13 protein-coding genes and 1 pseudogene are annotated in these 14,588 nt (G+C 57.3%); all 14 read right to left on the reverse strand.

The window, feature by feature from the left end; translation table 11 throughout:
• The coding region (locus tag M0974_RS19405; protein WP_297840354.1) for an NADH-quinone oxidoreductase subunit J at window positions 1–193 on the reverse strand (193 nt) is incomplete at its 3' end.
• Between the two features lie 9 nt (window positions 194–202).
• Entirely contained in the window at window positions 203–751 is a 549-nt protein-coding gene (gene nuoI, locus M0974_RS19410) for an NADH-quinone oxidoreductase subunit NuoI (protein ID WP_297840357.1), read from the reverse strand.
• An 11-nt stretch (window positions 752–762) separates the two neighbouring features.
• Window positions 763–1,770: an NADH-quinone oxidoreductase subunit NuoH gene (gene nuoH, locus M0974_RS19415; protein ID WP_297840359.1), complete on the reverse strand. Its 1,008-nt coding sequence runs from the start codon at window positions 1,768–1,770 to the stop codon at window positions 763–765.
• On the reverse strand, window positions 1,767–4,484 hold the full coding sequence (nuoG, locus tag M0974_RS19420; protein WP_297840362.1) for an NADH-quinone oxidoreductase subunit NuoG: 2,718 nt from the start codon (window positions 4,482–4,484) through the stop codon (window positions 1,767–1,769). Before nuoG ends, nuoH begins: the two co-directional genes overlap by 4 nt.
• Window positions 4,485–4,622: 138 nt before the next feature.
• On the reverse strand, window positions 4,623–5,981 hold the full coding sequence (nuoF, locus tag M0974_RS19425) for an NADH-quinone oxidoreductase subunit NuoF (RefSeq protein WP_297840364.1): 1,359 nt from the start codon (window positions 5,979–5,981) through the stop codon (window positions 4,623–4,625).
• A complete protein-coding gene (gene nuoE / locus M0974_RS19430; protein WP_297840367.1) occupies window positions 5,978–6,475 on the reverse strand; it encodes an NADH-quinone oxidoreductase subunit NuoE in 498 nt (165 codons plus the stop codon). Before nuoE ends, nuoF begins: the two co-directional genes overlap by 4 nt.
• A 2-nt stretch (window positions 6,476–6,477) precedes the next feature.
• Window positions 6,478–8,259 (reverse strand): NADH-quinone oxidoreductase subunit C/D, encoded by a 1,782-nt coding sequence (gene nuoC / locus M0974_RS19435; protein WP_297840372.1) that lies wholly within the window; start codon window positions 8,257–8,259, stop codon window positions 6,478–6,480.
• 75 nt (window positions 8,260–8,334) lie between these two features.
• Window positions 8,335–9,009 (reverse strand): NADH-quinone oxidoreductase subunit B family protein, encoded by a 675-nt coding sequence (locus tag M0974_RS19440; protein ID WP_297840374.1) that lies wholly within the window; start codon window positions 9,007–9,009, stop codon window positions 8,335–8,337.
• 10 nt (window positions 9,010–9,019) lie between these two features.
• On the reverse strand, window positions 9,020–9,433 hold the full coding sequence (locus tag M0974_RS19445) for an NADH-quinone oxidoreductase subunit A (RefSeq protein WP_297840377.1): 414 nt from the start codon (window positions 9,431–9,433) through the stop codon (window positions 9,020–9,022).
• Between the two features lie 486 nt (window positions 9,434–9,919).
• On the reverse strand, window positions 9,920–11,245 hold the full coding sequence (gene aceA, locus M0974_RS19450; protein WP_297840380.1) for an isocitrate lyase: 1,326 nt from the start codon (window positions 11,243–11,245) through the stop codon (window positions 9,920–9,922).
• Between the two features lie 310 nt (window positions 11,246–11,555).
• Window positions 11,556–12,296 carry a secretin N-terminal domain-containing protein gene (locus M0974_RS19455; RefSeq protein ID WP_297840382.1) on the reverse strand — a complete coding sequence of 247 codons (741 nt, stop codon included), beginning with the start codon at window positions 12,294–12,296 and terminating at the stop codon, window positions 11,556–11,558.
• 269 nt (window positions 12,297–12,565) lie between these two features.
• Window positions 12,566–12,988: a GNAT family N-acetyltransferase gene (locus tag M0974_RS19460; RefSeq protein ID WP_297840385.1), complete on the reverse strand. Its 423-nt coding sequence runs from the start codon at window positions 12,986–12,988 to the stop codon at window positions 12,566–12,568.
• The gene (locus M0974_RS19465) at window positions 12,981–14,147 is read right to left on the reverse strand and encodes a cupin domain-containing protein (RefSeq protein WP_297840388.1); all 1,167 of its coding nucleotides are present in this window, start codon (window positions 14,145–14,147) and stop codon (window positions 12,981–12,983) included. The genes M0974_RS19460 and M0974_RS19465 overlap by 8 nt, the downstream gene beginning before the upstream one ends.
• Before the next feature lie 64 nt (window positions 14,148–14,211).
• Window positions 14,212–14,588 (reverse strand): annotated as a pseudogene (locus M0974_RS19470) (adenylosuccinate lyase); the annotation flags it as partial.

Raw genomic sequence — 14,588 nt, forward strand, 5'->3', positions numbered from 1 at the left:
CCATGATGGCGCCAGCGTAAGCGATGACTTCCAACACCCCGGCAAATGGTGCGCCGAGGCTGAAGAAGGTCATTGCTACGGCGATCAACGAGATGATCAGGTAGAGCAGGGCGTGCACCGGGTTGGTGTTGGTGATCACCCGAAGGGTGGACACAACAGCGACGCCGGATGCGAAATAGAAAGCGAATTCCATCTTTCTTCCTTAAGGCAGCAAGCTCTTCACGTTGATCGGAACAGCTTCATTCTGCGCGGAGCCTTTAGGCTTACCGGCGATGGCCATACCTGCGACGCGATAGAAGTTGTAATCAGGGTTTTTACCAGGGCCGGAGATCAGCAGATCTTCCTTCTCGTAAACCAGATCCTGACGTTTGAACTCGGCCATTTCGAAATCCGGTGTCAGCTGGATCGCGGTGGTCGGGCAGGCTTCCTCGCAGAGGCCACAAAAGATGCAGCGCGAGAAGTTGATGCGGAAAAACTCGGGGTACCAACGACCGTCGTCGGTTTCGGCTTTCTGCAGCGAGATGCAACCGACCGGGCAGGCCACGGCGCACAGGTTGCAAGCAACACAACGCTCTTCGCCGTCAGGGTCGCGGGTCAGGACGATACGGCCACGGTAGCGCGGCGGCAGGTACACCGGTTCTTCCGGGTACTGCAACGTGTCGCGCTTGCGGAATGCATGTGAGAACACCATCACCAGGCTGCGAAGCTGGGTGTAGGTGCCATGCACGATGCCAATCAGATACTTGAGCATGGTTTATATCCTCACTGAACCGCGCCAGCGGGCGTGTTTAACAACACGATCGCAGCGGTCACCAACAAATTGATCAGGGTCAGCGGTAGGCAGAACTTCCAACTGAAATCCATCACTTGGTCATAGCGTGGGCGCGGAATAGACGCACGCAACAGAATGAACAACATGATGAAGAACCCGGTCTTCAGGGCGAACCAGATGAACGACAGCGAAGGCAAGATGTTGAACGGGCCATGCCAGCCGCCGAAGAACAGGGTCACCAACAATGCCGAAATCAGCACGATGCCGATGTACTCACCGACAAAGAACATGCCCCACTTCATACCGGCATATTCAATGTGGTAACCATCGGCCAGTTCCTGCTCGGCTTCCGGTTGGTCGAACGGGTGACGGTGAGTCACGGCGACGCCAGCGATGAAGAACGTACAGAAGCCAAAGAACTGCGGAATGATGAACCACAGGTGCTGGGCTTGGTACTGGACGATGTCGCCCATGTTGAACGAACCGACCTGGACCACGATGCCCATCAACGACAGGCCCATGAACACTTCATAGGATACGGTCTGAGCCGAAGCCCGCAGGCTGCCGAGCAAGGCAAACTTGTTGTTACTCGACCAACCGGCGAACAACACTGCGTACACCGACAAGCCGGCCATGGCGAAGAAAAACAGGATGCCGATGTTCAGGTCAGCAATGACCCAGCTTTCGGTGATCGGGATAATCGCGAAGGCAATCAACAAGGAACTCATGGCCATGACCGGCGCCAGGGTGAAAATCACCTTGTCGGCAAACGGCGGCGTCCAGTCTTCCTTAAAGAACATCTTGATCATGTCAGCTGCAATCTGAAACGCGCCGAATGGGCCTACGCGGTTCGGACCGTAACGGTCTTGCCAGAGGGCGAGCAAACGACGCTCGACCCAGCTCAACAGTGCGCCGCAGACCACCACGGCCAACAGAATCACAATCGCCTTGACTACCGCGATGATCGAGTCGATCACGACAGGTGTAAACCAAGTCATAGTGCTGCCTCCTGCAGACCATCAACGGTTTTGCCGAACAGCGCTGGCGGAATCCCGGCCAGACCTGAAGGCAGAGCCACCAGACCTGCGCCCAATTCTTCGCTGATGCGCAACGGCAAACGCAGGGTTTGACCGTCAACAGTCAGGCTGAGCATCGCGCCTTCGTTGACACCCAGACGATCGGCTTCCGACTTGGCGAGCGCGACGTAGGCGGCTGGAATGCGTTCTTGAACCGGCGCGGCTTTGGACGAAGTTTCGTCGCTGCCGAACAGGTGATAGAACGGCACCACTTGCCACGTCCCGCGAGCCGGGGAAAACGCCACCGGTACGCTGGCGAACCAGGACAGGTTGTCGCCCTGGGTTTCAATCAAACGAGCGCCAGGGTCACCGGCACGCAAATGACCGCCGACTTCGTCCTGGAACTTGTTCCAGGCTTGCGGCGAGTTCCAACCCGGTGACCAGGCAAACGGCACCTGCTGATGCGGTTCGACCGAGCCTGAATAGCCTTCCATCGAGAATGAGAACGCGGTGTCTTTGTCCTGCGATGTACGCGGTTCATGCACGCTGATGTTGGCGCGCATGGCGGTGCGGCCGCTGTAACGCAGCGGTTCGCGCGCCAGTTTCAGACCTTTGATACGGAACGACGCCGAGGGCGCTGCATTGACGATTCCGGCCAGCTGGGCAGTGCTGTCAGCAACTGCGGCGGTGACGTGATCGAGCAAAGTCCAGTCAATCGGCTTGTTCAGCAGTGTCGAGCGCAGTGCGTGCAACCAGCGCCAGCCTTCATGAATCAGGATGCCGGCGTCAAGGTAGGTTGGGTCATAGACCTGGAAGAAACGCTGGGCGCGGCCTTCTTGGCTAACCAACGTACCATCGCCCTCCGCAAAGCTAGCCGCAGGCAACACTAGATCAGCGCGATCGCTGGTCGGGGTTTTCTGGTGGTCAGCAACGATCAGAACCTTGGTGGCCTTGAACGCAGCGTCGACCGTAGCCGCATCGACACGGGTAAACAGGTCATTTTCCAATACCACGATGGCGTCGGCTTTACCGGAGATCACCGCCTGCAGTGCGTCGTCTAGCGACTCACCACCGAGCATTGCCAGGCCCAGGCTGTTGGCTTCCGGCACGATCATGCTGATCGAACCTTGCTTGTCTTGCAGCTTCAAGGCTTTGGCGATGTTGGCTGCGGCTTCGATCAAGGCGGTCGAACCCAAGGAACTACCGGAGATGATCAAGGGACGCTTGGCAGCCAGCAGGGCGGTGGCGATGCGCTGAGCCAGTTCCAATGCTTCGCTGTCCAGGCCTTCAACCGCTGGCGCGCTGGCGTCAATGGCGTGGGCGACGGCGAAACCGATACGGGCCAAGTCATCCGGCGCTGCGTGAACGCATTCTTCGGCAACGTCATCGAGACGGGTCTCGGCAAGGCTGGCGATGAACAACGGGTTCAGTGCGTGTTGGCCGATGTTCTTAACGGCAGCATCGAGCCACGGCTGGACTTTCATCGCAGCGGCCATGTCTTCGGCTTTGCCTTTAACTGCTTGGCGCAGGCCCAAGGCCATACGGGCTGCGGTCTGGGTCAAGTCTTCGCCGAGAACGAAAATCGCATCGTGATCTTCTATATCACGCATGGTCGGGATCGGCAGCGGGCTGTCTTTCAAGACCTTGGCAATCAACCGGATGCGTGCCAGTTCACCGGCCTCGATACCCGAGTAGAAATGCTCAGCACCCACCAGTTCACGCAGGGCGTAGTTGCTTTCAAGGCTGGCGCGGGGTGAGCCGATGCCAACGATGTTGCGACCACGGAGCAAGTCAGCTGCTTTATCAAGAGCGGCATCCAAGCCCAGTTTCACCATGCCGTCGGCCAACAGCGGCTGGCGCGGACGGTCTTCACGGTTGACGTAGCCATAGCCAAAACGGCCACGGTCACACAGGAAGTACTGGTTTACCGAACCGTTGTAACGGTTTTCGATACGGCGGATTTCGCCATAACGTTCACCCGGGCTGATGTTACAACCGCTGGAGCAGCCATGGCAGATGCTCGGCGAGAACTGCATGTCCCACTTGCGGTTGTAGCGCTCGGAGTGAGTCTTGTCGGTGAACACACCGGTCGGGCAGACCTCGGTGAGGTTGCCGGAAAACTCGCTTTCCAGTGCGCCGTCTTCAACGCGACCGAAGTACACGTTGTCGTGAGCGCCGAAAACGCCGAGGTCGGTGCCGCCAGCGTAGTCTTTATAGAAGCGAACACAGCGATAGCAGGCGATGCAGCGGTTCATCTCGTGAGCGATGAACGGGCCGAGTTCCTGGTTTTGGTGAGTACGCTTGGTGAAGCGATAACGACGCTCGTTGTGGCCGGTCATTACCGTCATGTCTTGCAGGTGGCAGTGACCGCCCTCTTCGCAGACCGGGCAGTCATGCGGGTGGTTGGTCATCAGCCATTCGACAACGCTGGCGCGAAACACTTTCGCTTCTTGGTCGTCGATGGAAATCCAGCTGCCGTCGGTGGCAGGGGTCATACAGGACATGACGATACGACCACGGGTGTCGTTCTCATCAGTGAACTGCTTGACTGCGCACTGGCGACAAGCGCCAACGCTGCCAAGGGCGGGGTGCCAGCAGAAATAAGGGATGTCGAGGCCCAGCGACAGACATGCCTGTAACAGGTTGTCTGCGCCATTGACCTCGAGCGCTTTGCCGTCTACGTGGATAGTGGCCATGGTTCAAAGTTCTTCGTTGGCCCGTTGTCAGTGGGCGTGGCTAATGGAATCTCGGTGCTACCCGTATCAAACAGCCTGTTAAGGCGTCATCGGGTACGAGGTCGACGGCTTTATGAGCTACCGACCTTTTCTGTCTTGTTATGCGCCAACCACAGTCGGACTGCTCACCTGAGTCAGGCTACCCACACGTGCCGGGGCAATACCTGCTTCAAATTCCGAGCGGAAATACTTGATGGCTGCGCCCAAAGGTTCCACGGCGCCCGGTGCGTGAGCACAGAACGTCTTGCCAGGGCCGAGGAAGTTGACCAACCCCAACAGCGTTTCGATATCGCCCGGTTGACCTTCGCCGTTTTCAATGGCGCGCAGAATTTTCACGCTCCATGGCAAACCGTCGCGGCAAGGGGTGCAGAAGCCACACGACTCTTGGGAGAAGAACTCTTCCAAGTTACGCATCAACGACACCATGTTGACTTTGTCATCAACTGCCATGGCCAGCCCTGTGCCCATCCGCGTGCCAACTTTGGCAACACCGCCTGCGTAAAACAGGCAGTCCAGATGCTCCGGAAGCAGGAAGCCAGTACCGGCGCCACCTGGCTGCCAGCACTTGAGCTTGAAGCCGTCGCGCATGCCGCCCGCGTAGTCTTCGAACAACTCGCGAGCAGGCAGGCCGAAAGGCAGCTCCCACAGGCCAGGGTTCTTCACTTTGCCGGAGAAGCCCATGAGCTTGGTGCCCATGTCTTCGCTGCCTGGGCGGGCGATGGCTTTGTACCAGTCGTTGCCATTGGCGACGATGGCCGGGACGTTGCACAGCGTTTCAACGTTATTCACGCAGGTCGGCTTGCCCCATACGCCAACGGCGGCGGGGAAGGGCGGCTTGGAGCGTGGGTTGGCACGACGGCCTTCCAGGGAGTTGATCAGTGCGGTCTCTTCACCGCAGATGTAACGCCCGGCGCCGGTGTGCACGATCAGTTCGAAATCGAAACCGGTGCCCAGAATGTTCTTGCCCAGCAGACCTGCGGCTTCGGCTTCTTTCACTGCACGACGCAGATGCACCGCAGCGGTGGTGTACTCGCCACGCAGGAAGATGTAACCGCGGTAAGCCTTCAGCGCCCGAGCGCTGATCAGCATGCCTTCGATCAACAGATGGGGCAGTTGCTCCATCAACATCCGGTCTTTCCAGGTGTTCGGTTCCATCTCATCCGCGTTGCACAGCAAGTAACGGATGTTCATGGATTCGTCTTTCGGCATCAGGCCCCACTTCACGCCAGTGGGGAAGCCCGCACCGCCGCGGCCCTTGAGGCCGGAGTCCTTGACCGCTTGAACGATTTCGTCAGGCGACAGCTCGGCAAACGCCTTGCGCGCGGCGGCGTAACCGTCCTTGCGTTGGTATTCGTCCAGCCACACTGGCTCGCCGTCATCGCGCAAACGCCAGGTCAGCGGATGGGTTTCGGGGGCGCGCGCAATGGTATTGGCGGGACCGAAGGAAGTGATGGTCATAGGTAACCCTCTAACATTTCAGCCACGCCAGCAGGCTGCACGTTGCTAAAAGTATCGTCATCGACCATCACGGCCGGGGCCTTATCGCAATTGCCTAGGCAGCAGACAGGCAGCAAGGTGAAGCGGTCGTCGGCGGTGGTTTGACCCAGGCCGATACCCAGCGAAGACTGAATTTCGCTAACCACTGACTCGTGGCCGGCGATGAAGCAGACCATGCTGTTGCACACCCGAATGATGTGGCGGCCTACCGGCTGGCGGAAGATTTGGCTGTAGAACGTCGCCACGCCTTCAACGTCGCTGGCAGGAATGCCAAGTACTTCGCCGATGGCATGGATAGCGCCATCCGGCACCCAGCCACGTTCATTCTGAACAATTTTCAACGCTTCGATAGACGCCGCGCGCGGGTCTTCGTAGTGGTGCATCTCGTGCTCAATGGCCGAGCGCTCGGTTTCGCTCAAGGCGAAACGGTCTGTCTGGATCAGCGTGCTATTCATGCTTAGCGGTCCACGTCGGCCATAACGAAATCGATACTACCCAGGTACGCAATCAAGTCCGCGACCATGCTGCCTTTGATCACCGAAGGGATCTGCTGCAGGTGCGGGAAGCTTGGGGTGCGAATCCGGGTACGGTAGCTCATGGTGCCGCCGTCGCTCGTCAGGTAATAGCTGTTGATACCCTTGGTCGCTTCAATCATCTGGAACGCTTCGTTGGCCGGCATCACCGGGCCCCACGAAACTTGCAGGAAGTGCGTGATCAAGGTTTCGATGTGCTGCAAGGTGCGCTCTTTGGGCGGCGGCGTCGTCAGCGGGTGATCCGCCTTGTACGGGCCTTCCGGCATGTTGCGCAGGCACTGGCCAATGATCTTGATGCTCTGGCGCATCTCTTCGACGCGCACGATGCAACGATCATAGGCATCGCCATTGGCCGCGAGCGGCACTTCGAATTCGAAGTTTTCGTAGCCCGAATACGGACGTGCTTTACGCAGGTCGAAGTCCAGGCCGGTGGCACGCAGGCTTGGGCCGGTAACGCCCCATTCCAGCGCTTCCTTGGTGTTGTACGCGGCAACGTTGACGGTACGACCCTTCAGGATGCTGTTGTCCAGCGCGGCTTTTTGATACTCGTCCAGACGCTTTGGCATCCAGTCAATGAAGTCCTTGACCAGTTTTTCCCAACCGCGTGGCAAGTCATGCGCAACGCCGCCGATACGGAACCAGGCCGGGTGCAGACGGAAGCCGGTAATGGCTTCGATTACGGTGTACGCGCGTTGACGGTCGGTGAACGTGAAGAACACCGGGGTCATTGCGCCCACGTCCTGGATGTAGGTCCCGAGGAACAGCAGGTGGCTGGTGATACGGAAGAACTCGACCATCATGATACGAATGACGTCGACTTTTTCCGGAACCTTGATGCCGGCCAGCTTCTCGACCGAGAGCACGTACGGCAGGTTGTTCATCACCCCGCCGAGGTAATCGATGCGGTCGGTGTATGGGATGTAACTGTGCCAGGACTGGCGCTCGGCCATCTTCTCGGCACCACGGTGGTGGTAGCCGACGTCCGGGACGCAGTCGACAATCTCTTCACCGTCCAACTGCAAGATGATGCGGAACGCACCGTGGGCAGAAGGGTGGTTCGGGCCCAGGTTGAGGAACATGTAGTCCTCGTTCGTGCCCGAACGCTTCATGCCCCAGTCTTCAGGGCGGAAACGTGCGGCTTCTTCTTCAAGCTGCTGTTTAGCCAGGTTAAGGCTGAACGGATCGAACTCGGTGGCACGTGCCGGGAAGTCTTTGCGCAGCGGGTGACCTTCCCAAGTCGGCGGCATCATGATTCGAGTCAAATGCGGGTGGCCGGCAAAGTCGATGCCGAACATGTCCCACACTTCGCGCTCGTACCAGTTGGCGTTTGGCCAGATACCGGTGATCGTCGGCAGGCTGAGGTCGCTCTCAGACAAGGCGACCTTGATCATCACGTCGCTATTACGCTCGATCGACAGCAGGTGGTAGAACACGCTGAAGTCAGCGCCGGGCAAGCCGCGGCGGTGCGTGCGCAAGCGTTCGTCCATGCCATGCAAGTCGTACAGCATGACGTAGGGTTTTGGCAGCTTGCGCAGGAAGGTCATCACTTCGACCAGTTTCGCGCGGTCAACCCACAACACCGGCATGCCGGTGCGTGTAGGCTGGACGGTGAACGTCTCAGGGCCGAAGCGGGTGTTTAATTCAACGACGACGTCTTGGTCGTCAGCCTTGTAAGGCGGGATGTACAGAGCGGTGTCTGCAGTCATAGGTCTCGATCGCTTTCGGTCAACGTACAGAATGAACCCGGATTCTTGTCTTTTTTATAAAAAGAGTAAGCGGAATCAGACTTCGTCGGGGCTGCGCAGGTTTGTGACCTGAATACGCTGTTCGCGGCGTTGTTCCTTTTGCGACGGCATCTCGGCGCGGTACACGCCTTGATCACCGACAACCCAGGACAGCGGACGACGCTCCTGGCCAATGGATTCCTGCAACAGCATCAAGCCTTGCAGAAAAGCCTCTGGACGGGGCGGGCAGCCAGGCACGTAGACATCCACGGGAAGGAACTTATCCACCCCTTGGACTACAGAGTAGATGTCGTACATGCCACCGGAGTTAGCACACGAGCCCATGGAAATAACCCATTTGGGTTCGAGCATTTGCTCATAGAGACGCTGGATGATCGGCGCCATCTTGATGAAGCACGTCCCGGCAATAACCATGAAATCCGCCTGACGCGGTGATGCCCGGATAACTTCGGCGCCGAAGCGTGCGATGTCATGGGGCGCCGTGAAGGCGGTGGTCATTTCTACATAGCAGCACGACAGGCCGAAGTTGTAGGGCCACAAGGAGTTTTTACGCCCCCAGTTGACCGCACCGTTCAGCACGTCTTCTAGCTTGCCCATGTAGATGTTTTTGTGGACTTGATCTTCTAGCGGGTCGGCAACGATTTCTCGTTGGCCGATTGGATAGTCCTCGTTAGGAGCATCCGGATCGATCTTTGTAAGAGTGTATTGCATCGCCAAAGCCTCATTGTTTCAGCTTCGCTTGCCGAGTACGACGACCTTCAGGAGCCCAATCAAGCGCTCCAACCCGCCATAGGTAGACAAGACCTGCCAACAGAATTGCTATGAAAACGAGAGCTTCGGCGAAGCCGGTCCAGCCGCTTTCGCGAACAGACACAGACCAGGCAAAGAGAAAAAGGGCTTCAATGTCGAAAATCACGAAGAGCATCGCGACCAGATAGAATTTTGCCGAGAGCCGCAAGCGGGCGCCGCCAGTAGGCAGCATGCCGGATTCGAACGGTTCGTTTTTGCTGCGACCCCAAGCTTTACTGCCCAGGAGGCTGGATACACCGAGCATGAAGGCGCAAAGGCCGACAACACCCAAAAGGAAAATGGCGAAGCCCCAGTTATGGGCAATCAGACCTGTCGATTCGGGCATGCTGGTAATCCTTAACAGAGAGCAAAGGTCTCTGAGCTTGAGTAACAACGCAGTGACGATATGTCGCAGCGAAATCAATCCGGGTGATTTTATGGGTAAACAGGTGGCAAGTAAAATTATCTGACTCAAAAAGATTCAGCGGTGCATTCGTTTTTCAACCCCCAACACCGCGCCGAAGCAGACTCTACGGGCATTACACCGCTTTTCGTTAATTATGTTTCTTTTAAACGGCAATGAATAATCGTTTTTATAAATGATAATTAATATCATTTATGGGTGTTTTCTGTAGCCTATCTATTTTTTTAGCGGAACAAGTTCGCGTTAAAAGTCTTTTATCACTGTACGAGCGTTCCGGACAGCTCTGGGTCTGAGCGTTACATAACCGCGACATAACCTTCTCATGTCGCTCATACGTCGGTTTTTTGCACATGATCGGAAACGAAAAAGCCGCCCGATTGGGCGACTTTTTCAGTGCTGCGGTCGAACTTAGTGGAACTGTTCTTCTTCGGTTGAGCCGGTCAGTGCGGTGACGGAGGACGAGCCACCTTGAATCACTGTGGTCATGTCATCGAAGTAGCCTGTACCGACTTCCTGCTGGTGGGCCACGAAGGTGTAACCCTTGGAGGCGTCAGCAAACTCTTGCTCTTGCAGCTTCACGTAGGCGGTCATGTCGTTGCGGGCGTAGTCATGCGCCAGGTTAAACATGCTGTGCCACATGTTGTGAATGCCCGCCAGGGTGATGAACTGGTGCTTGTAGCCCATGGCTGACAGTTCGCGCTGGAACTTGGCGATGGTCGCGTCGTCCAGGTTCTTCTTCCAGTTGAAAGAAGGCGAGCAGTTGTAGGACAGCAGTTGGTCCGGGTATTCCTTTTTGATCGCTTCGGCAAAGCGACGAGCTTCTGCCAGATCCGGTTTGGCGGTTTCACACCAGATCAGATCAGCGTACGGCGCGTAGGCCAAACCGCGAGCGATGGCTTGGTCCAGGCCGGCGCGTACTTTGTAGAACCCTTCTTGAGTCCGCTCGCCGGTCACGAATGGCACGTCGTACGGATCACAGTCAGAGGTCAGCAAGTCAGCTGCGTTAGCGTCGGTACGGGCCAGAATGATGGTCGGTACGCCAGCAACGTCAGCAGCCAAGCGAGCAGCGGTCAGCTTTTGCACCGCTTCTTGGGTTGGCACCAATACCTTACCGCCCATGTGACCGCATTTTTTCACGGACGCCAGTTGGTCTTCGAAGTGCACGCCTGCGGCGCCAGCTTCGATCATGCTTTTCATCAGTTCGTAAGCGTTCAGCACGCCACCAAAGCCTGCCTCGGCGTCGGCAACGATAGGCGCGAAGTAGTCGATGTAGCCTTCGTCACCCGGCGTTTTGCCTGCTTTCCATTGAATCTGGTCAGCACGGCGGAACGAGTTGTTGATGCGCTTGACCACGGTAGGAACCGAGTCCACTGGGTACAGCGATTGGTCAGGGTACATGGACTCTGCGGAGTTGTTGTCCGCAGCCACTTGCCAACCAGACAGATAGATTGCCTGGATGCCAGCCTTGACCTGTTGTACCGCTTGGCCGCCGGTCAAGGCACCCATGCAGTTAACGAAGTCTTTGTCAGGACGGAAAGACGGGTGGGCACCTTGGGTTACAAGGTTCCAGAGCTTTTCAGCGCCCAGTTTGGCGAAGGTATGTTCAGGCTGCACAGAGCCACGCAGGCGGACGACGTCAGCAGCAGAATAATTGCGGGTCACGTTTTTCCAGCGTGGGTTTTCAGCCCAGTCTTTTTCAAGGGCTGCAATTTGCTGTTCGCGTGTCAGTGCCATGGAGATAAGCCTCGTCGCATAGGTCTTGGGTGGAAAATCCTGCTCCGCCAGACGGCCTGATTTCTTAAGGCGCGTTACTGGTTTCTCGCTAATCAGAAGCGTTGGCGGTCAAGCCGGTGTCATGCAGATGAGCCTGAGCGACGATTCAAGGCTCGGTGCAGAGCCTCTGATTGGCGGGAGCGGGGCAATCATGCCTCGCCAGAATTGACCCGTCAAACGTTTTGTAGTGCTTTTTTACTAGCACTACATATTTGCGGTTTTGCGACCAGTAGGTCAGTTTTTGGCGCCAGAGTTTTGAGGCCTGGGGGGATCAGTCGAGCGCGTCGACTTTGACCCGTAAACTCATGTCGCCCCGGCCCTGCGTGCTTCGGCGCTGTACGAGACCGTTTTGATTGGCTTGGGATTGCTCGCTGATACCCGCGAGCGTAATCCACTCCCCCAAGCGGCCGGTGACATTTGTGTCGGTACTTTGAACATTCACTACATCGGGCCGCTCCTGGCTCATCCGATCGTGGTTAGTACTGATGCTCAAGTGCACGGTGTCGCCCGTCAGGCTGGCGGTGACGTAGAAGCCCTGGGTCACGTTGCGGTATTGGGTATCGCTTTTTGCGTAGCCATACGTGTCGGTGCTGGTAGTGGTCAGCGGCACGGATTGGCCGACTTGAATGAGCGCGGGCATGCCTTCACTGGCTTGGACCTGCTGTATGCCGCCGTCTCGGCTGTCGGTGCTGCGGTTGATGATGTGGGTTGGGCCAAGGGATTGGCTGTCTTGGGAGTTGTTGTCGCTAGTGTCGACACTGATCATCAGCCGTTTCGGCGCCTTATCCAATTGCACCAATAAGCTGCGAAGTTCGTCGATCTTGCCGGGTTCGGCGTTGACGATTAACTGGTTGCCGTAGGCGCTGACAGTGCCTTCCTTGCCTAGAAACGACTTGGCTACCGGCAACAAATCGTCGCTGGTTCGATAGTTCAGCTGCACAACTTCCGTTGCTGCTAAAGCGCTGAAACTACAGATCAGCAACAGTGACGTGAAAAAGGTGCGTAGGAACATGTCCGTATCTCCGCAATGGCATTGAGGCGTGAGTTTGACAGTTTGTCGGCCCGGCAGGCACCAAGTTGAATTGCAGACAGCAAAACGCCCCGGTCTTTGCACTTCAGCATAGTCAGCTGGGGTGCAAAGAGCGGGGCGTTATTAGGCTGACAAAGTCCCTGTGGGAGTGAACTTGTTCAAGAAAAAAGCACCTCGGTCTGCCTGATAAGCCGCGGCGCCCTTTAGTCCTTCGCGAACAAGTTCGCTCTCACCGAGATTGCTGAATGGCTTTACCCGCCACGCACCATGTCGACGTGTGGTATCCCGGCTTCGAGGAATTCACCGCTGACGATGGTGAAACCCAGGCGCTCATAGAAGCGCGCGGCATGTACCTGAGCGCTGAGTTTTTGCTGTTTCAGTCCGCGGTTTTCAGCTTCGCCGATCACCGCTTCCATCAGTGCATCGCCCACTTTCAAACCACGCCAGTCCTTGAGCACCGATAAACGACCAATTTCGCCGTCAGGCAACAAGCGAGCGGTGCCAATCGGGAAGTCACCCTCAAACGCCAGAAAGTGCACGGCACCGACGTCCTCGGCATCCCATTCAAGCTCAGGCGGTACGCATTGCTCGGCGATGAAAACGGCTTCTCGGATCCGCCGAATCTCGGCGTTATCTTTCTGCCAGTCGGCGAGATGTACGTAGATTTTATTCATCAGCAAACCCCAGACTTCCTTGTTTAACCAGCTCGCAGAGCAGGTTGCGTCCTTGTTCATCGGCCAGCCATGGGCCGAGGTTTTCAGTGTGTAGGGCGTCAGCGGCGCAGATCAGTTTTAACAAATCGCGCAAGTTGCCCGGTAGCAGGCGGCTCTGGCCGCTGGCGAACAACAGGAGGTCGTCATCGACTTCCGACCAGGCCAGTCGTGCGCTTGGGTTACGGATCAGTACAGCACCTTGTTCCAGGCTGCTGAACAGGTCGTCTTCATCCAGTTCAGGCCCGACCACCATTTCCGGGTAACGCGGTTCGGTCATGAATTGGCCGAACCAGGTCAGCAGCAGGCGCTCGTCGCTCATGTGCTCGGCCAGCAGGCTTTTCAGGCGGTCGAGGGCGTCGTGCTGAATCTGGTGCGGATCGCTGACTGGCTGCGCATCGGCGTCGGAGTAGCGCTCCTCGTCCGGCAAGAACTGGCTCAAGAAGTCAGTGAAGTGGGTCAAGACCTCTGCAGCGCTTGGTGCGCGGAAGCCAACGGAGTATGTCAGGCAGTCATCGACCGCGACGCCGCAGTGGGCCAGGCGTGGTGGCAAGTAGAGCATGTCGCCAGGTTCCAGGGTCCACTCTTCGGTGGCCTGGAAGTCCTTGAGAATACGCAGGTCCGCGTGTTCCAGGAGCGGGCTGTCGGAATCGCACATTTGGCCGATTTTCCAATTGCGCTTGCCGTGACCTTGAAGCAAAAACACGTCGTAATTATCGAAATGCGGCCCAACGCTGCCACCGGGTGCGGCAAAACTGATCATCACATCGTCAATGCGCCAGCTCGGCAGGAAACGAAAGTTCTCCAGCAGTTCGGCAACCTCAGGCACGAACTGATCCACCGCCTGTACCAGCAGGGTCCAGTCACGTTCAGGCAGTTTACTGAATTCGTCTTCAGCAAACGGCCCGCGGCGCATTTCCCAAGGGCGTTCGCCGTTCTCGATGATCAGGCGCGACTCGACTTCTTCTTCCAGGGCAAGACCAGCCAGCTCGTCGGCGTCGATCGGGCTTTGGAAGTCCGGCAATGCCTGACGGATCAGCAGCGGTTTTTTCTGCCAGTAGTCGCGCAGAAATACACGAGCGCTGATGCCGCCCAGAAGTTGAAGAGGAATATCAGGATTCATGTGTAGCCTCGGGAATGAAAACGCCCGGCGCAGCCGGCCGGGCGTGGTACAGCATCGTTGCAGGTCAGATGCGTGTGGCTTGAGCCACGGCGCTGCCGATGTAGTTGGCCGGGGTCAGCTTTTTCAGCTCGGCCTTGGCTTCGGCGGGCATTTCCAGGCCGTCGATGAAAGTTTGCAGCGCTTCAGGGCTGATGCCCTTGCCGCGCGTCAACTCTTTGAGTTTTTCGTACGGGTTTTCGATGTTATAGCGACGCATCACCGTTTGAATCGGCTCAGCCAGAACTTCCCAGCACGCATCCAGATCAGCTGCGATTTTCGCCGCGTTGAGTTCCAGTTTGCTGATGCCTTTGAGGCTGGCTTCGTACGCAATGATGCTGTGTGCAAAGCCCACGCCCAGGTTGCGCAAGACGGTGGAGTCCGTCAGGTCACGCTGCCAGCGGG

The organism is Pseudomonas sp., assembly GCF_026224925.1.
Lineage (GTDB): Bacteria > Pseudomonadota > Gammaproteobacteria > Pseudomonadales > Pseudomonadaceae > Aquipseudomonas.